General features: G+C 70.1%; 25 protein-coding genes. 19 read left to right on the top strand and 6 right to left on the bottom strand.

What is annotated here, in order from left to right:
* Positions 1 to 24 precede the first annotated feature (24 nt).
* The 4 genes from E0W80_RS10105 to E0W80_RS10090 are packed head-to-tail and all read left to right on the top strand — an operon-like array spanning position 25 to position 3,837.
* Positions 25 to 954 carry a dihydrodipicolinate synthase family protein gene (locus tag E0W80_RS10105; RefSeq protein ID WP_131492356.1) on the top strand — a complete coding sequence of 310 codons (930 nt, stop codon included), beginning with the start codon at positions 25 to 27 and terminating at the stop codon, positions 952 to 954.
* Between the two features lie 2 nt (positions 955 to 956).
* On the top strand, positions 957 to 2,129 hold the full coding sequence (locus tag E0W80_RS10100; RefSeq protein ID WP_227992030.1) for an FAD-binding oxidoreductase: 1,173 nt from the start codon (positions 957 to 959) through the stop codon (positions 2,127 to 2,129).
* Positions 2,126 to 2,407 carry a 2Fe-2S iron-sulfur cluster-binding protein gene (locus E0W80_RS10095; protein ID WP_131492354.1) on the top strand — a complete coding sequence of 94 codons (282 nt, stop codon included), beginning with the start codon at positions 2,126 to 2,128 and terminating at the stop codon, positions 2,405 to 2,407. Before E0W80_RS10100 ends, E0W80_RS10095 begins: the two co-directional genes overlap by 4 nt.
* Positions 2,404 to 3,837 (top strand): FAD-dependent oxidoreductase, encoded by a 1,434-nt coding sequence (locus E0W80_RS10090; RefSeq protein WP_131492353.1) that lies wholly within the window; start codon positions 2,404 to 2,406, stop codon positions 3,835 to 3,837. The genes E0W80_RS10095 and E0W80_RS10090 overlap by 4 nt, the downstream gene beginning before the upstream one ends.
* Positions 3,838 to 3,872: 35 nt before the next feature.
* On the opposite strand, the gene E0W80_RS10085 is transcribed toward E0W80_RS10090, so the two are convergent.
* The gene (locus E0W80_RS10085; RefSeq protein WP_131492352.1) at positions 3,873 to 5,447 is read right to left on the bottom strand and encodes an AMP-binding protein; all 1,575 of its coding nucleotides are present in this window, start codon (positions 5,445 to 5,447) and stop codon (positions 3,873 to 3,875) included.
* An 88-nt stretch (positions 5,448 to 5,535) separates the two neighbouring features.
* Positions 5,536 to 6,756, bottom strand: coding sequence for a PAS domain-containing protein (locus E0W80_RS10080; RefSeq protein ID WP_131492351.1), 1,221 nt, complete (start codon positions 6,754 to 6,756; stop codon positions 5,536 to 5,538).
* 163 nt (positions 6,757 to 6,919) lie between these two features.
* Here E0W80_RS10080 and E0W80_RS10075 point away from each other — a divergent pair, with 163 nt between their 5' ends.
* The 13 genes from E0W80_RS10075 to E0W80_RS10015 all read left to right on the top strand — a co-directional run bounded on the left by E0W80_RS10075 (position 6,920) and on the right by E0W80_RS10015 (position 18,782).
* On the top strand, positions 6,920 to 7,939 hold the full coding sequence (locus tag E0W80_RS10075) for a tripartite tricarboxylate transporter substrate-binding protein (RefSeq protein ID WP_131492350.1): 1,020 nt from the start codon (positions 6,920 to 6,922) through the stop codon (positions 7,937 to 7,939).
* Position 7,940: 1 nt separating this feature from the next.
* Positions 7,941 to 8,432 carry a tripartite tricarboxylate transporter TctB family protein gene (locus tag E0W80_RS10070; RefSeq protein WP_131492349.1) on the top strand — a complete coding sequence of 164 codons (492 nt, stop codon included), beginning with the start codon at positions 7,941 to 7,943 and terminating at the stop codon, positions 8,430 to 8,432.
* On the top strand, positions 8,432 to 9,979 hold the full coding sequence (locus tag E0W80_RS10065) for a tripartite tricarboxylate transporter permease (protein WP_131492348.1): 1,548 nt from the start codon (positions 8,432 to 8,434) through the stop codon (positions 9,977 to 9,979). Before E0W80_RS10070 ends, E0W80_RS10065 begins: the two co-directional genes overlap by 1 nt.
* Before the next feature lie 37 nt (positions 9,980 to 10,016).
* Positions 10,017 to 10,814, top strand: a complete 798-nt coding sequence (locus E0W80_RS10060) for a sulfite exporter TauE/SafE family protein (RefSeq protein WP_047524847.1) — start codon at positions 10,017 to 10,019, stop codon at positions 10,812 to 10,814.
* Positions 10,815 to 10,885: 71 nt separating this feature from the next.
* A complete protein-coding gene (locus E0W80_RS10055; protein ID WP_131492347.1) occupies positions 10,886 to 11,161 on the top strand; it encodes a hypothetical protein in 276 nt (91 codons plus the stop codon).
* Entirely contained in the window at positions 11,154 to 12,713 is a 1,560-nt protein-coding gene (locus E0W80_RS10050) for a HAMP domain-containing sensor histidine kinase (protein ID WP_131492346.1), read from the top strand. Before E0W80_RS10055 ends, E0W80_RS10050 begins: the two co-directional genes overlap by 8 nt.
* A gap of 1 nt (position 12,714) precedes the next feature.
* Entirely contained in the window at positions 12,715 to 13,374 is a 660-nt protein-coding gene (locus tag E0W80_RS10045) for a response regulator transcription factor (RefSeq protein WP_131492345.1), read from the top strand.
* Positions 13,371 to 14,957 (top strand): SLC13 family permease, encoded by a 1,587-nt coding sequence (locus E0W80_RS10040; protein WP_131492344.1) that lies wholly within the window; start codon positions 13,371 to 13,373, stop codon positions 14,955 to 14,957. The genes E0W80_RS10045 and E0W80_RS10040 overlap by 4 nt, the downstream gene beginning before the upstream one ends.
* Before the next feature lie 119 nt (positions 14,958 to 15,076).
* The gene (locus tag E0W80_RS10035) at positions 15,077 to 16,279 is read left to right on the top strand and encodes a glycerate kinase (protein ID WP_131492343.1); all 1,203 of its coding nucleotides are present in this window, start codon (positions 15,077 to 15,079) and stop codon (positions 16,277 to 16,279) included.
* A gap of 58 nt (positions 16,280 to 16,337) precedes the next feature.
* Complete coding sequence (locus E0W80_RS10030; protein ID WP_047524846.1) at positions 16,338 to 16,805, top strand: MaoC family dehydratase N-terminal domain-containing protein; 468 nt, start codon at positions 16,338 to 16,340, stop codon at positions 16,803 to 16,805.
* Complete coding sequence (locus E0W80_RS10025) at positions 16,805 to 17,203, top strand: MaoC/PaaZ C-terminal domain-containing protein (RefSeq protein WP_047524845.1); 399 nt, start codon at positions 16,805 to 16,807, stop codon at positions 17,201 to 17,203. Before E0W80_RS10030 ends, E0W80_RS10025 begins: the two co-directional genes overlap by 1 nt.
* A 13-nt stretch (positions 17,204 to 17,216) precedes the next feature.
* Entirely contained in the window at positions 17,217 to 18,350 is a 1,134-nt protein-coding gene (locus tag E0W80_RS10020; protein ID WP_131492342.1) for a UDP-N-acetylmuramate dehydrogenase, read from the top strand.
* Between the two features lie 30 nt (positions 18,351 to 18,380).
* The gene (locus tag E0W80_RS10015) at positions 18,381 to 18,782 is read left to right on the top strand and encodes a VOC family protein (RefSeq protein ID WP_047524843.1); all 402 of its coding nucleotides are present in this window, start codon (positions 18,381 to 18,383) and stop codon (positions 18,780 to 18,782) included.
* 117 nt (positions 18,783 to 18,899) lie between these two features.
* On the opposite strand, the gene E0W80_RS10010 is transcribed toward E0W80_RS10015, so the two are convergent.
* Positions 18,900 to 20,099, bottom strand: a complete 1,200-nt coding sequence (locus E0W80_RS10010) for a pyridoxal phosphate-dependent aminotransferase (RefSeq protein WP_131492341.1) — start codon at positions 20,097 to 20,099, stop codon at positions 18,900 to 18,902.
* An 81-nt stretch (positions 20,100 to 20,180) separates the two neighbouring features.
* Positions 20,181 to 21,275 (bottom strand): alanine dehydrogenase, encoded by a 1,095-nt coding sequence (ald, locus tag E0W80_RS10005; RefSeq protein WP_131492340.1) that lies wholly within the window; start codon positions 21,273 to 21,275, stop codon positions 20,181 to 20,183.
* 105 nt (positions 21,276 to 21,380) lie between these two features.
* Between ald and E0W80_RS10000 the strand changes: the two genes are divergently transcribed.
* Entirely contained in the window at positions 21,381 to 21,899 is a 519-nt protein-coding gene (locus E0W80_RS10000) for an Lrp/AsnC family transcriptional regulator (protein WP_131492339.1), read from the top strand.
* A gap of 13 nt (positions 21,900 to 21,912) precedes the next feature.
* Here E0W80_RS10000 and E0W80_RS09995 read toward each other — a convergent pair whose 3' ends face one another.
* Positions 21,913 to 23,367, bottom strand: coding sequence for a PLP-dependent aminotransferase family protein (locus tag E0W80_RS09995; RefSeq protein WP_131492338.1), 1,455 nt, complete (start codon positions 23,365 to 23,367; stop codon positions 21,913 to 21,915).
* 68 nt (positions 23,368 to 23,435) lie between these two features.
* Here E0W80_RS09995 and E0W80_RS09990 point away from each other — a divergent pair, with 68 nt between their 5' ends.
* Complete coding sequence (locus E0W80_RS09990; protein WP_131492337.1) at positions 23,436 to 24,434, top strand: aldo/keto reductase; 999 nt, start codon at positions 23,436 to 23,438, stop codon at positions 24,432 to 24,434.
* A 126-nt stretch (positions 24,435 to 24,560) separates the two neighbouring features.
* On the opposite strand, the gene aceB is transcribed toward E0W80_RS09990, so the two are convergent.
* On the bottom strand, positions 24,561 to 26,216 hold the full coding sequence (gene aceB, locus E0W80_RS09985; RefSeq protein ID WP_131492336.1) for a malate synthase A: 1,656 nt from the start codon (positions 26,214 to 26,216) through the stop codon (positions 24,561 to 24,563).
* Positions 26,217 to 26,302 lie beyond the last annotated feature (86 nt).

Raw genomic sequence — 26,302 nt, 5'->3', positions numbered from 1 at the left:
ACGAGTCGGAGCAAGGAGAGACAGATGGACCGCAACACCGTCGACTGGCACGGGTACATCCCGGCGATCACCACCCCGTTCACGCGCGAGGGGGAGCTGGATCCCGTCGCGTTCGAAGGGCAGATGCAGTGGCTGGCCGCGCAGGGGATGCACGGCGTCATCCTCGCCGGCACCTCCGGGGAGTGGTTCAGCATGACCGAGGCCGAACGGGCAGAGCTGTTCGCACTCGGCGGCCGGTTCCGCGCGGACATGCGGGTGATCGGCGGCTGCAATGCGTTCACGGCCGCCGACGCGATCAGGCACGCGCACGCGGCGGAGGAGGCCGGGCTCGATGGCATCCTCGTGACGCCGCCGCCCTATATGGTGCCCACCCGCGAGGAGATCGTGGCCTTCTACCAGGAGGTCTCCGACGGCACATCGCTCCCCGTCACCGTGTACAACTGGCCGCGCGGCTGCATCGTCGACCTGAGCCCGGACCTCCTGAGCGAACTGGCCGACATCGAGAACGTCGTGGCGATCAAGAACTCCACCGGCGACTTCCGCGCGTTCCTCGACGCCATGTATCTCGTGGAGGATCGCGTGCGCTACTTCGGCGTTCCGACGAACGCGCTCGGAGCCGACCTCGCGACGCTCGGTCACGGAGACGGTCTCATGGGCTCCGGAGCCCCGCTCGGCAACGACCACCCCGGCTTCTGGGATGCGCTCGCCGCGGGGGATCGGGCGCGGGCGATCGAACTCGGCGCTCGTGATCGCGTGGTCATGACCAGCTGGTTCGGGCCGGACTACGGCGCGCAGTTCGGGAACCAGCAGGCGATCATGAAGACCGCCCTTCGGCTGCAGGGCGTTCCGGCCGGTTTCGTCCGCCGCCCCCTGCTCGAACTCTCGACCGAACAGGTCGACCGTGTCCGCACCACGCTGGAGGGGCTCGGCATCGCGACCGTGCCCTTGTCGTGAGCATGCGGTACGACGCGGTCGTCATCGGCGGTGGCCTGCTCGGCGGGGCACTGGCCTGGATGCTGGCACGCGAGGGCGCCTCCGTACTGCTGCTGGAGAAAGACCAGTTGAACCAGCACGCTTCCGGCCAGAACGCCGGCAGCCTGCACTTCCAGCTCGAGTATCGGATGGTCGAGAACGGGTGGGAGTCGGCGCGCACCGCCGCCGCAGCCATGCCCCTGCATCTGGACGCCGCCGAGGCCTGGAATCGGCTGGGAGATGAGCTGGGCGAATCGGTCGGCGTCGTGCAGCGCGGCGGCTTCATGCTCGCGGAGACAGCGGAGCAGGTCGCGGTGCTCGAACGCAAGGTCTGTCTCGAGCAGGAGTGGGGGCTGGATGTCACCCTCCTCGACGGTGATGAGGCGCTGCGCATCGCGCCCTACCTGTCGGAGTCGGTGCTCGCAGCCGCCTTCTGCCCGATCGAGGGTAAGGCCGAGACGCGCACCGCGGGGCCTGCTTTGGTGCGTGGTGCCGTGAAGCTCGGCGCAGAAGTCCGCACGCACACCCGTGTGACCGGGCTCGAGCGCGACGCGCGCGGCTGGAAGGTGACCGCCGCCGGTCCGGATTCGACGTTGAGCATCCACGCCGACACGGTGATGATCGCCGCGGGGGTGTGGACGACGGAGGTGGGTGCGCTCGCCGGGGCGGACCTGCCGACCATCCCGCTGGCTCTCATGATGAGCGTGAGCGCGCCGGTAGAGCCCTTCATCGGACATCTGATCCAGCACGCCGGCGCCAAGCTCTCGCTCAAGCAGACGAAGGATGGCACGGTGCTGATCGGCGGGGGGTGGCCGGCAGCACTCAGCCGCCGCGCGGGCTCCCTGGACCTGGAGACGCGTCCTCGCCTTCTCCCGGAGTCCATCGTGGGCAACGCCCGCGCGGCGATCGGCGTGGTGCCGGGCACAGCCCGGCTGCCCATCGTGCGGTCCTGGGCGGGGACCACGACGGTCACGCCGGATCAGCTGCCCCTCGTGGGAGAGGTGCCCGGATGCCCGGGGATGTTCGTGGCCACCGGCGGATCGGCCTTCACGCTCGGGCCGAGCTTCGCCCGTTCCCTCTGCGACCTGGCCGCCGGTCGCACACCCCACATCGACCTGCGACCCTACGCCCCGGACAGATTCGGAGTTATGGCATGAACGAGCAGCCCCTCGCCGATCGCGCGGTGTCGCGGCGGCTGGACGTGTCCTTCGTCGTGGACGGTCGGTCCGTGCTCGCCGCTGCGGGGGAGACCGTGGCGGCGGCCATGCTGGCCGAGGGCGAACGGTGCTTCGCTCGACGGGGCGACGAGCAGCGCGCCCCGCTGTGCAACATGGGCACCTGCTTCGAGTGCGCGATCACGGTCGACGGCGTGCCGATGACGCGCACCTGTCTGACCACCGTCCGCGACGGCATGAACGTGCGGACCGACGCATGAGCGCCGACCTCTATGACCTAGCGATCGTCGGGGCAGGACCGGCCGGTCTGGCCGCGGCCCTGCAGGCGCATGCGCAGGGTCTTCGGACGCTCGTGATCGACGAGCAGCGCGCCGCCGGGGGACAGATCTTCCGTCAGCCGCCGACCGAGTTCGATGAGCCGGTGCGGTCTCCGGTCGGGTATCCCTGGGCGGCGGATCTGCTCGCGGATGCCGCCGCGGCGACCGGCATCGACTGGTGGTTCGAGTCGACCGTGTTCGGCGTGCTCGATGCGCGCTCGACCGGGCGCGACGATTTCGAGGTGCTGGTCACGAGCCCTCAGCGTTCACGGCGCGCCCAGGCGCGGAGGCTGCTCGTCGCCACCGGCGCCTACGACATGCCGGTGGCGATCCCCGGATGGACGATGCCTGGCGTGCTGATGGCCGGTGCGGCGCAGGGACTCCTGAAGGCACAGCATTTGCGGGCAGCGGGTCCGGTCGTGCTGGCGGGTTCGCATCCGCTGATGCTGATCGTGGCCGCCCAGCTGGTCCGTTCGGGGGCTGAGGTGACGGAGGTGGTCTTCGCCCGCGGAGTGCCCTCCGTGCGCGAGCTGTTCCTCGCCGCTCCGGCCGTGCCCGGGCACGTGCGCCTGCTGGCCGAGCTGGCAGGCAACGTGCTGACCCTCGTGCGGCACGGCGTCCGGATCACGACGTCGACGGTCCCCACGGCGATCGTCGGCGACGCTGGCGTGAGCGGCATCCGACTGGCGCGGGCCGACCGGGCGTGGCGCGTGCGCGGGCCCGAACGCGAGGTCCCGGCGCGGACCGTCGTCCTCGGGTACGGTTTCCAGGCCTCCACCGAGCTCGCGCGTCAGCTCGGATGCCCGGTGCGATGGGACTCTGCTGCCGGCGGGTGGCTGGTGGAAGTCGACGGGAACTTCGAGACGGGCCTGCCCGGGGTCTTCGTCGCGGGCGAGCCCACCGGTGTCTCCGGGGCCGAGCAGTCACGGGCGGAGGGGGCCGCGGCTGCGGCGGCGATCGCCGCTGGTCTCGGCAGGCCCGTCGACGCCTTCCGTGCTCGCGCGATCGAACGGGACCTGCGCCGCTCCCGACGGTTCGCCGCGGTCGTGCAGCGGATGTTCGCGCCCGAGCGACCCGGCCTCACGGCGCTCGCCTCCCCGGCGACGACGGTCTGTCGGTGCGAAGGGATCCCGCGATCGGACATCGACGGATTCCTGCAGGCGAACCGGCACGCCGACACCGTGGATGCGGTCAAGCTGAGCTGCCGGACGGGCATGGGGCCCTGCCAGGGGCGGTACTGCGAGACGACCGTGGCCGGTGCTGTCGCGGCGGCGCGCGGGGGAACGGCTGCCGAAGCCGGTCGCTTCGCCGCTCAGCTTCCCGTCAAGCCGGTGTCCCTGGGGACGTACGCCGACCTCTTCGATGCGGACTGACCGTGGTCGGCGCCCGGTGGGCGCCGACCACGGCGTCAGCGTGCACGCAGATCCTTGCGGAGGATCTTTCCGGAGCTCGACTTCGGGATCACCTCGATGAACTCGACCTGTCGCACCTTCTCGTGCGGCGCGACGTGGGCGGCGACATGCGCCATCACGGCCTCCGCATCGAGGTCGGCGTCCGGCTGTCGAACCACGAAGGCCTTCGGGACCTCCTGACCGTCGGCGTCGAGCGCGCCGATGACAGCAGCATCGGCGATGGCGGGATGCTCGAGCAGCACCGCCTCGAGGACGGCCGGGGCGACCTGGTAGCCCTTGTATTTGATGAGTTCCTTGAGCCGGTCGACGATGCGGTAGATGCCGTCCTGGGTGACGGTCGCGACGTCTCCGGTGTGCAGCCAGCCCTCGGCGTCGAGCATCTCGGCCGTGGCGTCGGGGCGGTTGAGGTAGCCGACCATCACCTGCGGTCCGCGCACCCACAGCTCACCCGGCTCGCTGGCACCCTCGGCCGGTACGGCCACGTCCTCGCCGGAGTCCGGATCGACCAGGCGTGCTTCGGTGTTGGGCACGAGCGGGCCGATGGCGGAACGATCGATGTCGTCACGGGTCTCGGAGATGAGGTTCACCGCCGGACTCGTCTCGGTCATGCCGTAGCCCTGCGTGACGGTGCAGCCGAGCCGGTTCGCCACCGCCGAGGCCAGGGCCCCGTCGAGCGGGGCGGCTCCGGAGAAGATCACCTTCACGGCGGAGAGGTCGTACTGGTCGACGATCGGATGCTTCGCCAGCGCGACCGCGATCGGGGGAGCGACGAACACCCAGGTCGTCCGGTGTTCCGCGATGATGCGGAGGAACTCCGGCAGGTCGAACCTGGGCATCGTGACGAGGCCCGCGCGCTGCCGTAGCGCGAAGTTGAGCAGCACCGTCATCCCGTAGATGTGGAAGAAGGGGAGCACGGCCAGCACGCGATCGCTCGCCTCGACGCCCAGGACCGGACGGCATTGCGACACGTTGGCGACGAGGTTGCGGTGGGTGAGCATGACACCCTTCGGGCGGCCGGTCGTGCCGGAGGAGTACGGCAGCACGGCCAGGTGTGTCGCCGGGTCGAACGACACGTCCGGCGCCGGGTGGCCTTCGCCCAGGAGCGCCGGAAGCGACGGGTGCCCCTCGGCGCCGTCGAGCACGATGACGTGGTCGGCCGCGAAACCGAGCTTCTCCGCGGCAGCAGAGGCACCGGGCAGCAGCGGAGACACCGTCACGAGCCACGTCGCTCCGGCGTCGGTGAGCTGATTCGCGATCTCCTCTGCGGTGTAGAGGGAGTTGATCGTCGTCGCGGTCGCTCCGGCGCGGAGGATGCCGTGGAACACCGTGGCGAACGCGGGGACGTTGGGGCAGAGGACTCCGATCGTGGTCCCGACTCCGACTCCGCGGGCGGCGAGGGCACCGGCGAAGAGATCGATCTGGCCTACGAGCTGTCGGTAGGTGGTGGTCGCCCCGCTCACTCCGTCGACGAGAGCGATCGTGTCGAGCTCCTCCTCGCCGAGACCTCCGAAGAGGAATTCGTGGATGGAGACCTCGGGGATCTCCACATCGGGGTAGGTGCTGCGAACCATGAGATCTCCTTCGATCCTGGGTGTGCTGACGGCGTCGTCGAGTGCGATCCAGTGTCGCATACAACGGCACTGCGTCCCAGGGGAAGATTCAGATCGTCCCGTTCATGCGGTAGCGCGTGCCGGGGCGACCCTTCGTGGCGTAGTCGAGTGCGCGGACCGCGCGTCCGGAGCTCGCGAGATGCTCGAGGTAGCGTCGTGCGCTCACCCGCGAGATGTCGAGATCCGCGCCGATCTCGGTGGCGGATGCGTCGGGACGCGCAGCGAGGGCGGCGGAGACCCGGTCGAGCGTCTCGGCGCTGAGCCCCTTGGGGATGCCGAAGCGCTGACGGAAGGCGATGATCGCATCGGCCGCCTCGACTCTGCGCACGACATCGTGGAGCTCGGTGTGGTCGCGCAGCAGCAGCGTCGCCCCGATCCCGCCGTCCTCGCCCTCGCTGCCGGTGCTGCGGGCGACCAGCACGTGGGAGCCGACGATCACCGGCCGTCCGGCGGACTCGCCCTCGCGCAGCACCGTGGTCAGCTCTTCGCCGAGCACGTCGGCAGCGGGGGAGCCGTCGAGTTCGGCGGCATCGCGGTCGAGGAACCGCGCCGCTGCGTCGTTGACGAGCGTGATACGGCCCTCGTCGTCGACGGTGATCACGCCCTCGCTGAGGCCGTGCAGCGTCGTCTCCTGATTCTTCACGAGTGCGGCGATCTGGTGGGGTTCGAGGCGGTAGATGCGCCGTCGGATGACCGAGGTGACCCACGCGGATCCGAAGACCCCGAGAACCGCCGCGGCGAGCATGGCGGAGATCAGCCAGGCGAGGTTGGACGTGAACTCCTCATTCAGCTCGGATTCGAGGATGCCGACGGACGCCGTGCCGATCACCTCGTCATGGTCGTCGCGGATGGGCACCTTGACTCGCCAGGACGTGCCCAGCGTTCCGGTCTGCGTGCCGACGTACACCTCGCCGGAGAGGGGGATGGAGGGGTCGGTGGAGACGGTCTCTCCGATGCGGTCCGGATTCGGGTGGGAGTAGCGGATGCCCTCCTCGTTGGCGACCACCACGTAGGCGAGATCGGACGCCTCGCGGATGACCTCGGCGATGGGCTGGATCGCCGTCGACGGCTCGACGTCGTCGAACGCGGCGAGGACGGCGGGGAGGGCGGCGATCGACTGGGCGACGGCCTGCATCCGGTCCTTGTAGGCCTCGCGGAGCGCCTGCTCCTGGAACGCCCCGGCGACGATGCCGGTCGCGAGGGTCACCAGGAACACGATCAGCGCCTGCAGCACGAGCAGCTGCATGCGGAGCGTCATCTTCGAGGCCACCTGACCATTGTCGCCCCAGACGGCGGACCGTGCGAGCGGGGGACGGCACTGTCCTCGACCAATAGTTTCGAAACTCCGACCAATGGTTTCCGAAGCTTGAGCGAGGGCTCTCCGGCTCTCAGTGTGGACGCACAGCACCACGAACGCTCAAGGAGGAGCGCACATGAAGCACGCACGCATCGGAGTCCTGGCCGCCATGGCGGTGGCCGCACTCACCCTCACGTCCTGCGCCGGAGGCAGCGCACCGACGGACGACGGCGGCGGTGGGGACGCCGAGGCCGCCGCGGTCACCGACGTCTCGATCGTGGTCCCGGCCGATCCGGGCGGCGGATGGGACCAGACCGGTCGTGCGCTGTCCCAGGTGCTCACGGAGGACGACATCGTCAGCTCTGCACCCGTCACGAACGTCGGTGGAGCCGGCGGCACCGTGGGCCTGGCGCAGCTGGCCAACGAGAAGAACCCGAACACGCTCATGGTGATGGGCCTCGTGATGGTCGGGGCCGTCGAGACGAACGCCTCGGCTGTGCGCATCGAGGACACGACACCGATCGCCCGGCTCACGGATGAGCCCCTCGTCGTGGTGGTCCCCGCCGACTCGAAGTACGACACGCTCGAGGACCTGGTGGAGGACATCGTCGACAACGGGCAGTCGGTCACGATCACCGGTGGGTCGGCGGGCGGCGCCGACCACATCCTCGCCGGGCTCATGCTCGAAGAAGCGGGCCTCGACGAAGCGGCGATCGCCGAGAAGCTCAACTACACCCCCAACTCCGGTGGCGGTGAGGCGGTGCCGCTGCTGATCGGCGGCAAGGTGTCCGCGGGCATCTCGGGCGTGGGCGAGTTCGCCCAGCATGTCGAGAGCGGTGCGCTCAAGGCGCTCGCCGTATCCAGCGAGGAGCCGGTCGAACAGCTCCCCGACGTCCCGACCATCACCGAAGAGGGGTACGACGTCGTCCTCACCAACTGGCGTGGTGTGATCGCCCCCGGGGGCATCTCCGACGGCGCCAAGGACGAGCTCGTGCGCGTCATCACCGAGCTGCACGAATCGGCGGCGTGGACCGAACAGCTGGAGACGAAGGGCTGGACCGACGCCTTCCTGGTCGGGGACGAGTTCGACGAGTTCCTCACGGGCAACATCGAGGAGGTCACGGCGACGCTGAAGAACATCGGGCTGGTGCAGTGACATGAGGGTCGCCCTCGGCGAACTCGTGTTCGCCGGCATCATGGTCGCGCTCGGCGTCTTCGCCGTCGTCGGCATCTTCCTGATCCATGTCCCCGTCGGTATGAAGGCCGGCCCCACCGTGTTCCCGATCTTCGTGTCCGTCATCCTGCTCGCCTCTGCAGTCGCCGTGCTGATCGGCGTGCTGCGCGGTGAGCGCGGCGGCGCCGAGGAGGCGGAGGACGTCGACACCACACTGCCGACCGACTGGGTGACGCTCGCCAAGCTGGTGGGTCTGGTGGTCGCGCACCTCCTGCTGATCGAGCCGCTCGGCTGGGCGCCGGCCGCCGCACTCCTGTTCGGCGGCGTCGCCTGGTCTCTCGCCGCGAAGCGCTGGTGGATGGCCTTCCTGATCGGGATCGGCGTCGCGGTCGTGATCCAGATCGCCTTCGGCGGCCTGCTCGGTCTCTCGCTCCCGTGGGGTCCTGCCCTCGGCTGGCTCGGAAGGATGTTCTGATGGACAGCTGGACGCTGCTCCTCGAAGGCTTCGCGACGGCGCTGCAACCCGAATACCTCGCCTTCGCTTTCCTCGGCGTCTTCGTCGGTACCGCGGTCGGCGTGCTGCCGGGGATCGGCCCCGCCATGACGGTCGCCCTGCTGCTTCCCCTGACGTACACACTGGACCCTGCGGCGGCGCTGATCACCTTCGCGGGCATCTACTACGGCGGCATGTACGGCGGCTCGACGACGAGCATCCTGCTCAACACCCCGGGGGAGTCGGCGTCGATCGTCACCGCGATCGAAGGCAACAGGATGGCCAGGATGGGGCGGGGCGCAGCCGCACTCGCCACGGCGGCCATCGGCTCGTTCATCGCCGGCACGCTCGCCACGTTGGGGTTGACCCTGCTGGCGCCGCTGCTCGCACAGTTCGCGGTGAACCTCGGACCGGCCGACTACGTCGCCCTCATCGTCATCGCGTTCGTCACGGTGGGTGCGCTGATCGGCAGCTCGATCTCCCGGGGGATGCTCTCGCTCGGCGTCGGGCTGTTCCTCGGACTCGTCGGCACCGACTGGCTCTCGGGGCAGCAGCGCTACACGCTGGGGATCCCGGCGCTGTCCGACGGCGTCGACATCGTGCTGGTCGCGGTCGGACTGTTCGCCGTGGGGGAGACGTTCTACATCGCCGCGCGGCTGCGTCACGGCGGCGTCGACGTCATCCCCGTCACCCGGGGCTGGCGCTCGTGGATGACGAAGGCGGACTGGCGCCGGTCGTGGAAGCCGTGGCTGCGAGGAACGGCGATCGGCTTCCCGATCGGCACGATCCCCGCCGGCGGTGCGGACGTCGCGACGTTCCTCTCGTACGCGACCGAACGCAAGCTGTCGAAGCACCGCGAGGAGTTCGGACGAGGTGCCATCGAGGGCGTCGCCGGTCCGGAGTCCGCGAACAACGCGGCTGCCGCCGGTGTGCTCGTGCCTCTGCTCACACTCGGGCTGCCGACGACCGCGACCGCGGCGATCATCCTCACGGCGTTCCAGTCGTACGGCATCCAACCGGGACCCCTGCTGTTCGAGAACCAGTCGAACCTGGTGTGGGCGCTGATCGCGAGCCTGTACATCGGCAACGTCATCCTGATCGTGCTCAACCTGCCGCTCGTGGGCATGTGGGTGAAGCTGCTGCAGATCCCGCGGCCGTACCTGTACGCGGGGATCCTGCTGTTCGCCGTCTTCGGGGCGTACGCCCTGCACAGCTCCCCGATCGACATCCTGATCCTGCTCATCGTCGGCATCCTCGGATACTTCATGCGCAGGTACGGATACCCGGTGGCGCCGCTGGTGGTCGGGATGATCCTGGGGCCGATGGCCGAGGAGCAGCTGCGCAAGGCGTTGCAGCTGAGCCAGGGAGACCTGAGCACGTTGGTGATGCAGCCGTTCGCAGCCATCGCCTACGGGGTGCTCGCTCTGCTGATCATCGGTGGGCTGTGGTTGCGTCGGCGGCAGCGTCGCTACGAGCAGGCGCTCACCGAGTCGATCGCCGTGCCGATCAAGGCGGACTCGGAGGTCTGAGTTCGGGACGGGAGGAGGCCGGGAGTAGGCTGATCCGGTGAGTGACGTACAGGCCAGGGCACGAGGGCCTCGCGCCTACATCACGTTCATCGGGATCGGCCTTCTCGCCGGTCTCCTCTCCGGCCTCTTCGGCGTCGGCGGCGGCACGGTCATCGTCCCGCTGCTGGTTCTCCTGCTCCACTTCGACCAGCGCCTCGCGGCCGGAACCTCGCTCGCGGCGATCGTCCCGACGGCGAGCGTCGGCGTCATCTCGTACGCCACGACCGGATCCGTCGCCTGGATCCCCGCCATCATCCTGGCGGCCGGGGCCGTGCTCGGCGCGCAGATCGGTACGCGCCTGCTGCCGCGCATCTCGCAGACAGCCCTGCGCTGGGGCTTCGTCGGCTTCCTCCTCGTCGTGATCGTCAGTCTCTTCCTCGTCATCCCCTCGCGCGACGCCGCGTTCGAGCTCACCTGGCTGACCGGAATCGCCCTGGTCGGCGTCGGCATCGGCACCGGCATCCTCGCCGGTCTGATCGGGGTGGGTGGCGGCGTCATCGTCGTCCCCGTGCTGATGCTGGCCTTCGGCACCAGCGACCTCGTCGCGAAGGGCACCTCGCTGCTCATGATGATCCCGACGGCGATCTCGGGCACGGTGGGGAATCTGCGCAACCGCAATGTCGACCTGCTCGCCGCGCTGCTCATCGGCGTCTCCGCGTGCACCACGACCGCGCTCGGGGCGTGGCTGGCGACGATCGTCGATCCGACCCTCGGCAACATGCTGTTCGCGGCATATCTCGTGGTGATCGCCGTGCAGATGGCGATCAAGGCGGTCAGAGGGCGTAAGCGCGCCTGACCGAGAGGTGGATGAAAGGATCTTCATCCACGGCTCATCTGCGCATCATGATCGACCGGCATCATGGGGTCATGCCCACTCCACGACGCCTCCTCCTCACCGGCGCCCTGATCGCCGTTCCGGTCGCCTTCGCGGTCGGGAGCGTCGTGCTGGCGCAGATGCCTCCGTCTCCCCACCTGCCCACGGAACCCGTGTCGGTGCAGCTCGCGCCGCCGACCGAGGAGCCGGCGCCACGTGTGACCCCGGCGCCCGCACCTGCTCCTGCTCCGGCACCCGCCCCGCAACCGGCGCCGGTGCCCGCGCCGCCCGCGGGCGACGACGACGATGACGACGGCGACGATGACTGACGCGCCCACGCTCCCGCTGGAGCTCGACGCGAAGGACACGCCTCGTCCCGAGCCGCGCGCGGTGGCGCACGGGCCGACGGCCACCGGTGTCCCGTTGCGCACCCTGCGTCGCCGCACGCTGCCTGCGCGCTGGCGGATCACCCTGTGGATCATCCTCAGCACCGCCGTGACCCTCTTCGCCGTCGGGATGATCGGCCGCAGCATCTTCATCGCGGGCGTCGAGCAGTCCGCCAACGCCGAGATCGAGCAGGAAGCCGCCGAGTTCGCCCGCTTCGCGGAGGATGCGGCGGCGAGCGGGCACACCACGGCGGAGGAGCTCGTCACCGAGTACGTCGCCCGGCAATCCGCGCACGAGAACGAGGTCGTCGTCGCCACCGTCGGCGGCACGGTGATCGCGGTCGCGAACGGCTCGGCGACAACGACGGATCCCTCCGCCGTCTCGGACGTGCCCGGCGGGGAGGCGCTCGTGGCCGAGCTCCTCGGCGCCACGGAGACCTCCGGCGCTCAGGAGGAGCGCGAAGCCGGACCCCTGCGCTGGGGCCGGCTGGACTTCACGACCGGTGACGGCGACGGCTCGGTCCTGATCATGCAGTACACGCAGGACGCGCGGGCGCAGGTCGATGCCGGCTTCGCGACGATCGCGTGGGTCGCGCTGGTCGGCATCGTGCTCAGCTCCGGCGTCGCCTGGCTCGTGGCAGGCCAGATCCTGGCACCCGTGCGAGAGGTGTACCGGGTCGCGCGCGACATCGGGGAGCACGACCTCTCGGCCAGGGTGCCGGTGGAGGGGACGGATGACATCGCCGCCGTGGCCACGACCTTCAACCAGATGCTCGACCGCCTCGAAGCCGTGCACGCCACGCAGCAACGGTTCGTGGACGACGCGGGGCACGAACTGCGCACCCCGATCACGATCGTGCGGGGACAGCTGGAGCTGCTCAGTGAAGACCCCGAGGAGCGAGCCGTGACCCTGCGTCTCGTCAGCGACGAGCTCGACCGCATGAGCCGCATCGTCACGGACCTCCTCGTGCTCGCGCGGGCCGAGCAGCCTGACTTCGTGCGCGTCGCGGACTGCGACATCGCCGCCCTCACCCTCGACATCGAGGCCAAAGCGCAGAACCTGGGTGACCGCCGGTGGCAGCTCATGGAGGTGGCGGAGGGAGCGGTTCCGCTCGACCCCCAGCGGGTCACCCAGGCCGTGCTCCAGCTCGCGGCGAACGCGGTGCAGGTCACCGAGCCGGGCGATCGCATCCTCATCGGCTCCCGCTTCGACGGCGAGGGCTCCGAGCGGCGCCTGCGACTCTGGGTGCGAGACTCCGGTCCCGGAGTCGCCGTGACCGATGCCGAGCGCATCTTCGAACGCTTCGCCCGCGGGGATAGCTCCGGTGCACGCCGCGGATCGGGGCTCGGGCTCGCGATCGTGCGGGCGATCACCGATGGACACGGCGGCTCGGCGTGGGTCGACAGCGTGCTCGGCGAAGGCGCCACATTCGGTATCGACCTCCCCGCGCCCACCCCTACGCGGTTCGACGCCGCGACAGAGAGGAGCGAGTGAGATGCGCAGCATCCTCATCGCCGAAGACGACCCGCACATCACCTCGTTCGTCCGCCGCGGGCTGCGCGCGGCCGGGTACGAGACCGCCGAGGCCGCCGACGGGCACACCGCACTGCTGATGGCACGCAGCGGCATGTTCGACCTGGTGCTGCTCGACATCGGGCTCGGAGGCATGGACGGCTTCGACGTGCTCGCCAACCTGCGCGGCGAAGGCGTCGCGACCCCGGTCATCATCCTCACCGCCCGTGACTCGGTCATCGACACCGTGCGGGGTCTGGAGAGCGGCGCCAACGATTACGTCACCAAGCCGTTCCAGTTCGCCGAACTCATCGCCCGGGTGCGGCTGCGGATCGGTGACGGTGAGGGACGCGCGGCCGGTCCGGTGCTCACCCACGGCGAGGTGCGCGTGGACGTGCGCGCACGCACGGTCACCGTCGAGGGGGACATGCGCGAGCTCACCTCGCGCGAGTTCGCCCTGCTCGAGGTGTTCCTGCAGAACGCCGGACAAGTGCTGTCGCGCGATCAACTGATCGGGCACGTCTGGGGGATGGACTTCGATCCGGCTTCCAATGTGGTCGACGTCTATGTGCGGGCGCTGCGCGGCAAGATCGGGGTCGACCGCATCGAGACCGTGCGCGGGGCAGGGTATCGATTCCGATGAGCGATCGTAGCGAGACCACGAGCCCGAGCCCGAGCGCGGACGCGACGGCCGTCGAGCGCACACGCTTCGCCACGATGCCGCCGCGACACGGACCGGTGCCCGTCGGAGCCCGGTCCGCGCGGCGCCGAGCCCGGCGCGGGCGGTCCGTCCGCCTGGTCATGCTCGGACTGGTGCTCGTCGCCGGGCTCGGGATGACCCTGTCCGCGCTGACCGGGACGACGGGGAGCGGCGCGCCGACCCTGCCGATCGCGGCGACGCTCACCGTCTTCCTGCTCGCCGTGTGGGCCTGGACCTCGACCGGCCTCGATGACACGCTCGTCGCCTTCCTCGCGGCGATCGCGCTGATCGTCACCGGGGTGCTGCCGCCGAGCGACTTCTTCGCCTCCCTCGGCGACGAGACGATCTGGCTGCTCATCGGCGCCTTCGTGATCTCCTCGGCGGTGTCTTCGTCCGGTCTCGCCCTGCGTGGTGCCTCGCACCTGCTGCGGCTCGCGCGGGGCCCGCGGAGCTTGTTCCACCTCACCACGGTCGCCCTGACGCTCACTGCATTCGCCGTGCCCGCCACGTCCGGGCGCGCCGCGCTGGCGGTCCCCGTGCACGGTGCGGTCTCGGCCGTCCTTCCCGTACGCGAGCGGGTGGTCCGCGCTCTCGCCCTCCTGATGCCGACCGTGGTCCTGCTCTCCGCCGTCGGGTCCCTGCTCGGCGCAGGGGCGCACATCGTGACCGACCAGTTGCTGCGTGCAGCGGGGGAGGAGGGCTTCACCTTCCTGACCTGGCTGCTGCTCGGGCTTCCGCTGGCCGTGGTCTCGTCGCATCTGGCGTGCGAGATCATCCTCTGGCGTTTCACCCGCAGGGCAGACCGCAGGGAACCACTCCGGATGAGTGCCGCCGAGATCGGTCGCGCCGCACCGACGGCGGTGACCGGGCCGCTCAGCGCCGCGGAGCGTCGGGCCGCGCTGCTTCTCGCCGGGGTGATCGTGCTCTGGAGCACCGAGCCGCTGCACCACCTCTCGCCCGCGTTGGTCGCCCTGCTCGGAGCCGTCGCCACCGTGACGCCGGGCATCGGCTGCGTGACGTTCCCCGCCGCGATCACGCGCGTGCCGTGGTCGCTGCTGCTGTTCCTGGCCGCAACCCTGGCTCTCGCATCCGCGCTCACCACGACGGGAACCGCTGCCTGGTTGAGCACATCGGCGCTCGCTCCGCTCCGCGGTCTCGGCGCTGCCGGTGCCTTCGCCTTCGTGCTCGTGGTCATCGCGATCTCGACCGCGGCGCACCTGCTGATCCCGTCGCGGTCGGCGCGCTCGGCCGCCATCATCCCGGTCGTGATCGCGCTCGCTCCCGCGCTCGGCGTCTCCCCGATGGCGGCGGCGTTCGCCTCCACCGCCGCGGCCGGCTTCTGCCACACACTTCCCAGCTCCGCGAAGCCGGTCGCGATGTTCGCCGACCCCGAGATCGTGAGAGGGGGCTTCACCCCGCACGACCTGCGTCGGCTCTCGGTGGTGCTGGCGCCCGCGATGTTCGTGCTCGTCGCCGTCTTCGCCCTCTGGATCTGGCCACTGATGGGCCTGCCGCTGCTGCTCTGATCCGCAGCCTCCGGCCCCACCGCATCCGCCGCATTCCCGCGTGCGCCGCCGGCGCACCGGTGCTCGTCGTGCCCGCATACCGGGCGTTCGTCGCCCGTTCGGGCGCAGAAGGAGGAACCATGTCGATCCACACCCCGCAACGCATCCTGGTCGCGCCGAGCGGATTCAAGGAGAGCCTCAGCGCCGAGGCCGTGGCCCAGGCGATCGCCGCCGGTGTGCGACGGGTCATCCCCGGCGTGCAGGTGGACGAATACCCCGTTCCCGATGGCGGGGAGGGCACCGCCGCCGCGCTCGCCGCAGCCACCGGAGGAGAGCTCATCGCGCTCCGGGTCACGGGCCCGGTCGGTGATCCGGTCGAGGCGCAGTGGGCGCGACTGGGCGGACACGCATCGGGTACGGCCGTCGTCGAGATGGCGTCTGCCGCAGGGCTGCGACTCGTGCCGCGCGACCGGCGGGACCCGGGGGCGACCACGACCCGCGGCGTCGGCGAACTGATCGCTGCGGCTCTCGACGCCGGTGTCGAGCGGATCGTGGTCGGCTGCGGCGACTCCGGCACGAGTGACGGCGGCGCCGGTGCGCTCGAAGCGCTGGGCGCACGCATCCTCGATCGCGACGGTGTACCGCTGGCCGCCGGGGGACGCCACCTCGGCGAGGCGGTCCACCTCGACCTCACCGGCCTTCATCCCCGTATCGGTGAGGTGGAGATCGTGCTCGCCTGCAACATCCACAACGTGCTGTGCGGGCCGCGCGGCGTGGCCAGGGTCTTCGGACCGCAGAAGGGCGCGACCCCGCAGCAGGTGGAGCAGCTTGCGGAGGCTCTCGACGTCTGGGCCGCTCTGCTCGAGGAGCAGAGCCCGTTCGGCGCGGCGATGGACGTGCGCACGGGTGCGGGCACAGGGGCATCTGGTGGACTCGGTGCCGGGTTGGCCGCGGTGCTCGGCGCCCGTCTCGCTCCTCGTTTCGAAGTGCTGCTCGACAGCGGGCTGCTGCCCGAACCTCTCGACGAGCTGATGTCGGGCGCGGACCTCGTGATCACGGCCGAGGGCGCCATCGACTTCCAGACTCCCCGCGGCAAGGTGCCCGCCGAGATCGCGATGCGCGCGCGGGTCGCGGGCGTCCCGGTCCTCGGCATCGCCGGATCGCTCGGCGTGGGCGCCCCGGCCGTGCACGACATCGGCATCGACGCGATCGCCTCGATCATCACCGTGCCGATGCCGCTCGAAGAAGCGGTGGAGCACGGCGAGGCGTTGCTGCGCGACGCCGCGGAGCGCAGTATGAGGATGGTTCTGCTCGGGTCGGCGATGTCGGCGCGAGCAGCGTGAAAGCTCCGCCTGGGTCCCGCGGGCGGCTTCACTGCCACCCCCTCGGTAGGATCGAGGGGTGGCAGTGAACCAAGAACTGGTCGGCCGGGAGTTCCCGCCGACGGCCCCGTACCTCGTCGGCCGTGAGAAGGTGCGCGAGTTCGCGCGTGCCGTCTTCGCCGACGCTCCGCAGCACACCGACGTCAAGGCGGCCCGCGCGGCGGGCTTCTCCGACGTGGTGGCGCCGCCGACCTTCGCGATGGTCATCCAGGACCTCACGCTCCAGCAGCTGCTGGGGCAGGAGGACTCGGGCATCGTGCTCGCGCGCACCATCCACGCGGAGCAGCGCTTCACGTACACGCGGCCCATCGTCGCGGGCGACGAGCTCACCGCACAGCTGCGCGTGACCGGCATCCGGATGATGGGGGGCAACGCGATGATCACCAGCGAGGCGGAGATCACCGACCCCGCGGGTGCCCACGTCGTGACCGCGACCAGCGTGCTGCTGGTCGGCGCGGACAGCACGGATGAAGGGGAGGCCGTCTGATGGGCTACACCGTCGGAGACGTGATCGCCGAGCGCACCGTGCACCTCACCCGCGAATCGCTCGTGCGCTACGCGGGAGCATCCGGAGACTTCAACCCCATCCACTACCGCGACGACGTGGCGGCGTCCGTCGGGCTCCCGGGCGTCCTCGCCCACGGCATGCTCACGATGGGCATCGCGTCCTCGGTCGTCGTCGCGGCCCTCGACCCCGCGACGCGGATCCTCGACTACGGCGTGCGCTTCACGAAGCCGGTCGTCGTCGACCCGGTCGACGGTGCGGACGTGAAGGTCGTCGCGACCGTCGGTGCGGTCGACGAGCAGGTCGCACGCATCGACCTCAAGGTCACGTTCGGCGAGACCACCGTGCTCGTCAAGGCGCAGCTGCGCGTCGCCGTCTGATGAGGGCGGTCTGATGCGGGAGATCGAGCCGGTTCGTCTGGCGGAGCTGACGACGCTCCGCACGGGCGCAGCGCCGGAGCGGATGTTCGAGGCGACGACGACCGAGGGCCTCGTCGAGTCCCTTCGTGAGACGTGGGCGCGCGGCGACGAGTGGTTCGTCCTCGGCGGCGGCTCCAACCTGTTCGTCGGCGACGAGCCCTTCGAAGGCACCGTGATCCGAGTGCGTACGGAGGGCATCGAGGAGCTTCCCTCCCCGCACCCGGGTCGCATCCGTCTGCGCGCGCAAGCCGGACACGGCTGGGACGATCTGGTCGCCTACGCGGTGGCCCACGGCTATGCGGGACTCGAGGCGATGAGTGGAATCCCCGGCACCGTCGGCGCCGCCCCCGTGCAGAACATCGGTGCGTACGGGCAGGAGATCCAGGAGACGCTGGTCGAGGTCGAGCTGATCGACGAGTCGACCGGCGAGATCTCGACCGTTCCGGCGGCCGACCTGGGCCTCGGCTTCCGTACTTCGGTGCTCAAGCACCACCACGGAAGCGTGCCGCAGCGTCGTGCCGTGATCCTCACGGCGACCGTCGACCTGCTGATCGCCGGGGAGCGCGTGGTCCGCGGCGAGCAGTTGCGGCGTGCGCTCGGCCTCGTCGACGAGACGCCGGTCCCGCTCAGCTGGGTCAGGGAGCGGATCCTCGCCACCCGAGCGTCGAAGGGGATGATCCTGGACGATGCGGATCCTGACACGCACGGCGTCGGATCCTTCTTCCAGAACGCCATCGTGACCGCGGCGGTGGCCAGGTCGCTGCCGCCCGAGTGCCCGCGCTGGCCGGTCGCCCCGGACCTCGATGCGGTGACCGTGATCCCTCTCGCCGCCTACGACGGGCAGGTTCCGCCGTCGAAGCCCGCGACCGTCTCCGACGTCAAGGTGAGCGCGGCCTGGCTGATCGAACAGGCCGGCATCCGCAAGGGGTTCAAACTCCCGCGCTCACGCGCATCGGTGTCGACGAAGCACGCGCTCGCCCTGACCAACCGGGGTGGTGCGACGGCGGCAGAGGTCTCCGAGCTCGCACGGTTCATCCAGAGCAGGGTGCACGCCGAGTTCGGTCTCGTGCTGCAGCCGGAGCCCGTGCTGGTGGGCGTCGACCTGTAGGACCTCGACGGTCGCGGATACACTCGCGGCATGAGCGGACTGATCCCGTACCTGCTGTTCCCCGGCAACGCCGCAGAGGCGCTCCATCACTACCAGGGCGTGTTCGGGGGTGACCTGCAGCTGTTCGACTACGCCGCAGCAGGGCGTCATGACGGCCCGGGCGATGCGGTCGCGCACGGGCAGCTGAGCGGGCTCGTCGAGCTCGCCGGCGCGGATGCCGGTGCCGACGACGACGCCGTCCAGATGGGCGGCATGTTCCTGTCGCTCCTCGGCACGGCCGACGCTCTGACCCTCACCGAGTGGTTCGACAAGCTCGCCGCCGACGGGCGAGTGCTCGACGCCTTGCAGAAGCGCCCCTGGGGTGACTACGACGGCACGCTCGTCGACCGCTACGGCATCCGCTGGCTGATCGGCTTCCATCCCGAGGACTGACCGCCGAGACCCCCGCCACACGTCGAGACCCCCTCGCAGCACCGCGGCTGCGAGGGGGTCTCGACGGTCAGCGGGGGTCTCGACGGACGGAGCGGGACCGGACGGAGCGGGACCGCGTCAGGCGAACAGGCGCTGGAGGCGCTGCACGCCCTCGAGCAGCTGGTCGTCGCCGAGCGCATACGACATGCGGATGTAGCCGGAGGGACCGAAGGCCTCGCCGGGTACGACCGCGACCTCGGCCTCGTCGAGGATGAGGTCGGCGAGCTCGAGCGAGGTGGTCGGCGTGACGCCGCGCCAGGTCCGACCGAGCAGGCCCTGCACGTCGGGGTAGACGTAGAACGCGCCGAGGGGGTTCGGGACGACGAGGCCGTCGATCTTCGACAGCTCCGACACGATGAGGCGACGGCGGCGGTCGAAGGCCTCGCGGAACTGCTCGGCCTCGGTCTGCGGACCGTTGAGCGCGGCGATGGCAGCCTTCTGCGCGACGTTGTTCACGTTGCTGGTGAGGTGCGACTGCAGGTTCCCGGCGATCTTGATGGCGTCGGTCGGGCCGACCATCCAGCCCACCCTCCACCCGGTCATGGCGTAGGTCTTCGCGACCCCGTTGACGAGGATCGTCTGACCGGCGACCTCGGGCACCGCCTCGACGATCGAGGTGGCCTTCACACCTTCATAGGTGAGGTTCTGGTAGATCTCGTCGCTGATGATCCAGATGCCGTGCTCGAGCGCCCACTGTCCGATGGCACGCGTCTCTTTCGCGGTGTACACCGATCCGGTCGGGTTCGACGGCGACACGAAGACGAGCACGGTGGTTCGTGCGGTGCGCGCGGCCTCGAGCTGCTCGACCGTGACCTTGTAGTCCTGGTCGGCGCCGGCGAAGACCTCGACCGGGGTGCCGTCGGCGAGACGGATGGCCTCGGGGTACGTGGTCCAGTACGGGGCGGGGAGCAGCACCTCGTCGCCAGGGTTCACGACGGCCTGGAACGCCTGGTAGACGGACTGCTTGCCACCGTTCGTCACGATGACCTGGCTGGGGGAGACCTCCAGGCCGGAGTCGCGCAGGGTCTTCGCGGCGATCGCCTCACGCAGCGCAGGCAGGCCGGGAGCGGGCGTGTACCGGTAGCTCGCGGGGTCGGCGAGTGCCTCCGCGGCGGCGTCCACGATGAACTGCGGCGTCGCGAAATCGGGCTCGCCGGCGGCGTAGGAGATGACGTCCTTGCCCTCGGCCTTGAGGGCCTTGGCCTTGGCGTCGACCTTGAGGGTCGCGGATTCGGCGATGGCGGACAGCTTGCGGGAGAGAGGAGCGCGTTCGGTCACGACTACGAGCGTACTCGGGTCGATGCGGCGCGCGAGGTGTGGGATGTCGCCAAGATCCGAGGTTCTTTCGGGTCTGGAAGGTCAGTCCGTCGGGAAGCCGTGCGCCTGCGCGACGGCGGGGAGGGTGATGTGCCCGTTCTGGACGTTCAGTCCCTTCGCGAGCGCGGCATCCTCGGACGCGGCACGCTCCCAGCCCTTGCCGGCGATCGCCGAGACGTAGGGCAGCGTCGCGTTGGTCAGCGCACGGGTCGCGGTCTCGGGAACCGCGCCGGGCATGTTCGCGACGCAGTAGTAGATCGAGTCGTGCACGGCGAACGTGGGGTCGTCGTGAGTGGTCGGGCGCGAGCCCTCGAAGCATCCGCCCTGATCGATCGCGATGTCGACGAGCACGGATCCCGGCTTCATCGCGGCGACCATGTCGTCGGTGACGAGTTTGGGGGCAGCGGCGCCGGGGATCAGCACGGAGCCGATCACGAGGTCGGCGGTCCTGAGCTCTTCGGCGATGTCGTAGCGGCTCGAGGCGCGGGTCTCCAGCGCGCCGCCGTAGCGGTGCTCGAGCTCGCGCAGGCGCGGGAGGGAGACATCGATCACGGTCACGTTCGAGCCGAGTCCGAGGGCGTTCGCGGCGGCATGCTCACCGGCGACGCCGCCTCCGATCACGACGGTCTTGGCGCGAGGGGTGCCGGCGATGCCACCGAGCAGCATTCCGCGACCACCTTGCGAGCGGAGCAGTGAGTGCGAGCCCATGACCACGGAGAGTCGTCCGGCGATCTCGCTCATCGGCACGAGCAGCGGCAGGCTGCGGTCGGGCAGCTGCACGGTCTCGTAGGCGACGGCCGTCGTCCCGGCATCCACGAGCGCGGTGGTCAGCGCGCGGTCGGCGGCGAGGTGGAGGTAGGTGAAGAGCGTGAGGTCGGGCCGCAGGAAGCCGTACTCCTGGGCGATCGGCTCCTTGACCTTGATCAGCAGATCGGCTTCGCCCCAGGCCTCGGCGGCGGTCGCGACGATCTCGGCGCCGGCGGCGCGGTAGGTTTCGTCCGTGATGCCGGAGCCGAGCCCTGCGCCGGTCTGCACGAGCACGCGGTGGCCTTCGTGGACCAACCGATCGGCGCCGGCCGGGGTGAGGGCGACGCGGTTCTCGTTGTTCTTGACCTCGGTGGGGACGCCGATCTTCATTGATCCTCCAGGGGTGTGATGAGGTGACCGACCCAGGATCGCAGAAACATCGCCAGATCAACAGAATCAGTGAAGATGATTCGTCGATGCCCGAAATCCTGAATAATGCTTCGTATGGAGATGCCTTCTGACGCCCCGGGGCCGAACAGCGTTCGGGCGCCCGCGCTCGATGCGATCGACGCGAGGATCGTGCAGCTCCTCACCGCCGACGGACGGATGACGAATGCGGAGCTCGCCGCTCGGCTCGGGGTCGCACCGTCGACCGCGCACACGCGGCTGCGCGCGCTGATCGATCGGGGGGTGATCACCGGGTTCCACGCGAGCGTCGACGAGCGGAAGCTGGGGGCCGGGCTCCAGGCGATCATCGGGGTGACCCTGCGTCCGAGCGGTCGCCGGGAGAGCATCGTCGAGTTCGCGGACCGGGTGCGTGTCCTCCCGCCCGTCATCCAGGTGTTCTTCCTCGGCGGTGACGATGACTTCCTCCTGCACATCGCGGTCGCCGATTCATCGGAGATGCGGGAGTTCGTGCTCGAGCATCTGTCGGCCCAGAGCAGCGTCGCCTCCACCCGCACCAGCATCGTGTTCGACTATCACCGCAACTCGGTGGCCGCGTCGTTCCACTGAGCGGAGTGAGTCGTCAGCGGACGAGCGGGGAGTCCAGGACCGCCGCCAGGCGAGCCACCGCCTCCTCGACGAGTGCATCATCGAGGTGTCCGTATCCGAGGACGAGCGCATCCGGAGGATCGGCCGTGTCGGTGTAGCGGTGCAGCGGGGTGAGGGCGAGCCCCTCGGCGGATCCGGCGTCGACCACAGCGGACGCGCGGGCGTGGGTCGGCAACGTCAGCACCAGGTGCATGCCGGCGGCGATGCCCGACACCCGCAGCTCGGGGAGCTCGGCCGTGAGCGCGTCGAGCAGCCGTTGCCTCCGACGACGGAACCGTGTGCGCGAAGCGCGCAGGTGTCGCTCGAAGTCACCCTGGGTGAGGAAGTGCGCGAGGGCGGCCTGATCGATCAGTGACGGCGCACTCGGGGACGGCGCGGGGGTGAGGCCCGGCGGCAGCACCATCCACCCGAGGCCCAGCGCGGGCGAGACCGATTTCGACAGCGAACCGATCAGCACGACGCTGTCGGGCGCGAGTCGCTGCAGTGCGGGGACGGGACGCCGGTCGTAGCGGAACTCGGCGTCGTAGTCGTCTTCGATGACCAGTCCCGCGCAGTCCCGCGCCCAGCGGACCAGCTGCTCGCGACGGGCGGGCGCGAGCGCGGCTCCGAGCGGGAACTGATGCGCCGGAGTCACGAGCGCGGCACGTGCTCCCGTGCGAGCGGCGAGGGCGGCGAGCATCTCGGTGTCGACGCCGTCGTCATCGACCGGGACGGGTACCGGACGCAGTCCGTTGTGTTCGGCGATCATGCGCAGTCGCGGCCAGCTCGGGTCCTCCACCAGGATCGTCCGGTGCCCGCGCCCGTGCAGTTCCCGCGTGAGGATGTCCATGCCGTCGGTCGCGCCGTGGGTGATCGAGACGCGATCGGGTTCGGCGTCCGCATGGCGCGATCGGGCGAGGTAGGCGGCGACGGCGGCGCGGGCGGGAGCGTATCCGAAGGGATGCGCGGCGATGAGGTCGCGATCGGGGAGGTCGGCGAGACCGGCGCGCACGGCTGCCGCCCACCGTGATCGGGGAGTGGCGCGGAGGTCGGGGATGCCCGGGCGCAGGTCGTAGCGGATGGGCGGCGCGGGGGCCTCTGAGGGTCTCGGTGCGAGGTCGCGCGACCACGGGCGATCGGGGAGGCGGGCGGCGTTCGGCATCACCGGCCGTTCGGCGACCCTCGTCGCGGACCCAGTCCGCGCCTCCAGCACGCCCTCGGCGACGAGCTGCCCGTAGGCCTCGGTCACCACCCACCGTGAGACTCCCAGCGTCTCCGCCAGGGCCCGGCTCGGCGGCACCGCGGCTCCGGGGGAGAGTCGCCCCTCGTCGATCGCTCGGCGTACGGCTGACTCCATCCGATCCCGTAGTGGCAGGCGCACGGAAGGCCCGCTCTCGGCACCCAGGTCGAGGAGGGTCTCCCACGCGAGAATCGGTCTGGTGTTCTGCATCGTGATTGGAGTGTATCCCCGAGCCGATTCGTCTCTAGCGTGGAGCCATCCCCCGAGAAAGGACCTCCATGCAATACCGCACCCTCTCCGACGGCCGTACCTCGTTCGACGTCTCGACCCTGTGCCTGGGGGCCATGAACTTCGGCACCCGCACCGATGAGGCCACCGCGCGTGCGATCCTCGACCGCTTCGTCGAGGCGGGCGGCACGTTCATCGACACCGCCAACAACTACAGCCTCTGGGGCAACGGCACCGGTCGCGACAGCGAGGATCTGCTCGGGCGCTGGATGAGTGACCGCGGCAACCGTGACGCGCTGCGCATCGCCACCAAACTCGGCGCCGCGCAGAAGGATCCGTCCAAGCCTCTTTCGAACACGCCGCCGACGAACTTCGAGGGTCTCTCCGCCGAGGTCATCCGACGGCAGGCTCCCGAGAGCGCACGGCACCTGGGCATCGAACACATCGACGTGCTGTACGGGCACGTGGACGACAGCGAGGTTCCGCTCGCTGAGACGGTCGGCGCGTTCGGCGAGCTTCAGGCGGAGGGCCTCGTCGGCATCACCGGCATCTCCAACGTCCCGACCTGGAGGGTGGTGGAGGCGCGAGAGGAAGCGCGGCGACTCGGCATCGCGCCCTACGGCGTGGTGCAGCAGCAGTACAGCTACCTGTACCCCGCGCCACGCCTCGGGCGGAACAACTTCGTCACGCCCGGGCTGCTCGACTACGCGGCCTCCACCGGCACCGCCGAGCGTCCGCCGCTCGCCCTCACCGTGTACTCACCGCTGCATCAGGGAGGGATCGCGCGTCTCGACAAGCCGCTGTGGGGCGGCGTCGATCATCCGTCCAGTCACGCTCGCCGTGCGCTGCTGCACGAGGTCGCCGGGGAGATCGGCGCGACACCGAACCAGGTCGCCCTGGCGTGGCTCCTCGGTGCACAGGTGCCGGTGATCCCGGTCGTCGGGGTATCGTCGCTCGCCCAATTGGAGGAGGCGTTGGGTGCGGCGGATCTCGTGCTCGACGCGGAGATCCGCGAACGCCTCGACGCCGAGCCGGGCGAGGCTCGCTGAGCAGGCTCGCGCGGCAGGCGCCGTTCCGCGCTCCCGGCCAAGCCTTTCCGGTCGGCCCGGCTCGGGATCGGGAAGAGCCCCCGGATGCGGTGTCCGCCGCGATCCCGAGGGCTCTTCGTCTATCGCTCAGTCCTCGTCGACCAGGAACCGGCTGTAGGCGCCGAGTGTGAGGAAGGTCGGGAACTCCTCGCGCAGCGCGACCTCACGGAAGATCTCCGCCGCATCGTCGAAGCGGTCGCCGTGGCTGCGCGTCGCCTGGGCGAGCACCTGGGCGATGAGTCCCTCGATGTACTCGGCGGTGATGGGGGTGCCGTCCTCGGTGGTGCGGTCCTGGTGGATCCACTGCCACACCTGCGAACGGCTGATCTCCGCGGTCGCGGCATCCTCCATCAGGTTGTCGATCGCCACGGCGCCCAGTCCGCGCAGCCAGGCTTCGAGGTAGCGGATGGCGACCGAGACGTTGTCCCGCACACCCTGCGCGGTGATCGGCCGTCCGATGTGCAGGTCGAGCAGATCACGCGCCTCCACGTGGACGTCGTCGCGCTGACGGTCGACCTGATTCGGACGATCGCCCAGGACGGCGTCGAACTCGGCCTGCGCCGTGGGGATCAGGTCGGGGTGCGCGACCCAGGTGCCGTCGAAGCCGTCGCCCGCCTCGCGCTTCTTGTCGGCGGTGACCTTCTCGATGGCACGCGCCGTCACCTCGGGGTCACGACGGTTCGGGATGAACGCGCTCATGCCGCCGATGGCGAAGGCTCCCCGCTTGTGGCAGGTCTGCACGAGCAGGTCGGTGTACGCCCGCATGAACGGCACCGTCATCGTGACCTCGCTGCGGTCGGGGAGCACGAACCGCGCCCCGCGACCCCGGTAGTTCTTGATGATCGAGAAGATGTAGTCCCACCGCCCGGCGTTCAGCCCCGCGCAGTGGTCGCGCAGCTCGTAGAGGATCTCGTCCATCTCGAATGCGGCAGGCAGCGTCTCGATCAGCACGGTCGCGCGGATGGTGCCGTGCGGGATGCCGATGTACTCCTCGCTGAAGGAGAAGACGTCGTCCCACAGCTTCGCCTCTTCGCTCGACTCGAGCTTGGCGATGTAGAAGTACGGTCCGCGACCGCTCTCGATCAGCGCCTGCGCGTTGTGCAGGAAGTACAGCCCGAAGTCGACGAGCGAGCCGGACGCCGAGGTACGACGACCCGCACGGTCGGTGAACGCGATGTGCTTCTCCGGCAGGTGCCATCCGCGCGGGCGCATCACGATCGTGGGGGTGCGCTCCGCCGTGACGCGGTACGCCTTGCCTTCCGGGGAGGTGAACGACAGTTCGCCGCGGATGGCGTCGCGCAGTGAGAGCTGCCCCTCGATCACGTTCTTCCAGGTCGGGCTCGTGGCATCCTCCTGGTCGGCGAGCCACACGCGTGCGCCGGAGTTGAGGGCGTTGATCGTCATTTTCGGGTCGGTCGGGCCGGTGATCTCGACGCGCCGGTCCTCGAGGCCGGGTCCTGCGCCGGCGACGCGCCAGTCGCGGTCTTCCCGGATGTGTGCCGTGTCCTCTCGGAAGCGCGGGTCGTGTCCGTTGCCGATCTCGAAGCGCCGACGCATCCGGTCGGCGAGTCTGTCATGGCGACGGGCGGCGAACCGGTGGTGCAGTTCGGTCAGGAAGGCGATCGCCTCGGGCGTCAGGATCTCCTCGTAGCGTTCGCGGAGGGGTCCGGTGACCGCGATCGCAGGGCCCAGCTGGGTCGTCTGGATCGGGCCCGTGGTCGGGGGAGCGGTGGGAGTGGTCATGATCGTGGGTCCTTTGCGTTGCGGGGATGCCGAGAGAAGGTCGACGCCCCCTCCTGTCGTCGACACCCCCTCCGGCTCGCGTGGGA

Source organism: Microbacterium sp. PI-1 (assembly GCF_004337555.1).
GTDB lineage: Bacteria > Actinomycetota > Actinomycetes > Actinomycetales > Microbacteriaceae > Microbacterium > Microbacterium aurugineum.
The sequence above is the reverse complement of the archived record's forward strand: the minus strand, read 5'-3'. Positions and strand labels throughout refer to the sequence as shown.

Excerpts from the sequence above, each read along its gene's own strand:
- E0W80_RS10105 (WP_131492356.1), top strand. The coding sequence starts at position 25 with ATGGACCGCAACACCGTCGACTGGCACGGGTACATCCCGGCGATCACC.
- E0W80_RS10100 (WP_227992030.1), top strand. The coding sequence starts at position 957 with ATGCGGTACGACGCGGTCGTCATCGGCGGTGGCCTGCTCGGCGGGGCA.
- E0W80_RS10095 (WP_131492354.1), top strand. The coding sequence starts at position 2,126 with ATGAACGAGCAGCCCCTCGCCGATCGCGCGGTGTCGCGGCGGCTGGAC.
- E0W80_RS10090 (WP_131492353.1), top strand. The coding sequence starts at position 2,404 with ATGAGCGCCGACCTCTATGACCTAGCGATCGTCGGGGCAGGACCGGCC.
- E0W80_RS10085 (WP_131492352.1), bottom strand. The coding sequence starts at position 5,447 with ATGGTTCGCAGCACCTACCCCGATGTGGAGATCCCCGAGGTCTCCATC.
- E0W80_RS10075 (WP_131492350.1), top strand. The coding sequence starts at position 6,920 with ATGAAGCACGCACGCATCGGAGTCCTGGCCGCCATGGCGGTGGCCGCA.
- E0W80_RS10070 (WP_131492349.1), top strand. The coding sequence starts at position 7,941 with ATGAGGGTCGCCCTCGGCGAACTCGTGTTCGCCGGCATCATGGTCGCG.
- E0W80_RS10065 (WP_131492348.1), top strand. The coding sequence starts at position 8,432 with ATGGACAGCTGGACGCTGCTCCTCGAAGGCTTCGCGACGGCGCTGCAA.
- E0W80_RS10055 (WP_131492347.1), top strand. The coding sequence starts at position 10,886 with ATGCCCACTCCACGACGCCTCCTCCTCACCGGCGCCCTGATCGCCGTT.
- E0W80_RS10050 (WP_131492346.1), top strand. The coding sequence starts at position 11,154 with ATGACTGACGCGCCCACGCTCCCGCTGGAGCTCGACGCGAAGGACACG.
- E0W80_RS10045 (WP_131492345.1), top strand. The coding sequence starts at position 12,715 with ATGCGCAGCATCCTCATCGCCGAAGACGACCCGCACATCACCTCGTTC.
- E0W80_RS10040 (WP_131492344.1), top strand. The coding sequence starts at position 13,371 with ATGAGCGATCGTAGCGAGACCACGAGCCCGAGCCCGAGCGCGGACGCG.
- E0W80_RS10035 (WP_131492343.1), top strand. The coding sequence starts at position 15,077 with ATGTCGATCCACACCCCGCAACGCATCCTGGTCGCGCCGAGCGGATTC.
- E0W80_RS10025 (WP_047524845.1), top strand. The coding sequence starts at position 16,805 with ATGGGCTACACCGTCGGAGACGTGATCGCCGAGCGCACCGTGCACCTC.
- E0W80_RS10020 (WP_131492342.1), top strand. The coding sequence starts at position 17,217 with ATGCGGGAGATCGAGCCGGTTCGTCTGGCGGAGCTGACGACGCTCCGC.
- E0W80_RS10015 (WP_047524843.1), top strand. The coding sequence starts at position 18,381 with ATGAGCGGACTGATCCCGTACCTGCTGTTCCCCGGCAACGCCGCAGAG.
- ald (WP_131492340.1), bottom strand. The coding sequence starts at position 21,275 with ATGAAGATCGGCGTCCCCACCGAGGTCAAGAACAACGAGAACCGCGTC.
- E0W80_RS10000 (WP_131492339.1), top strand. The coding sequence starts at position 21,381 with ATGCTTCGTATGGAGATGCCTTCTGACGCCCCGGGGCCGAACAGCGTT.
- E0W80_RS09995 (WP_131492338.1), bottom strand. The coding sequence starts at position 23,367 with ATGCAGAACACCAGACCGATTCTCGCGTGGGAGACCCTCCTCGACCTG.
- E0W80_RS09990 (WP_131492337.1), top strand. The coding sequence starts at position 23,436 with ATGCAATACCGCACCCTCTCCGACGGCCGTACCTCGTTCGACGTCTCG.
- aceB (WP_131492336.1), bottom strand. The coding sequence starts at position 26,216 with ATGACCACTCCCACCGCTCCCCCGACCACGGGCCCGATCCAGACGACC.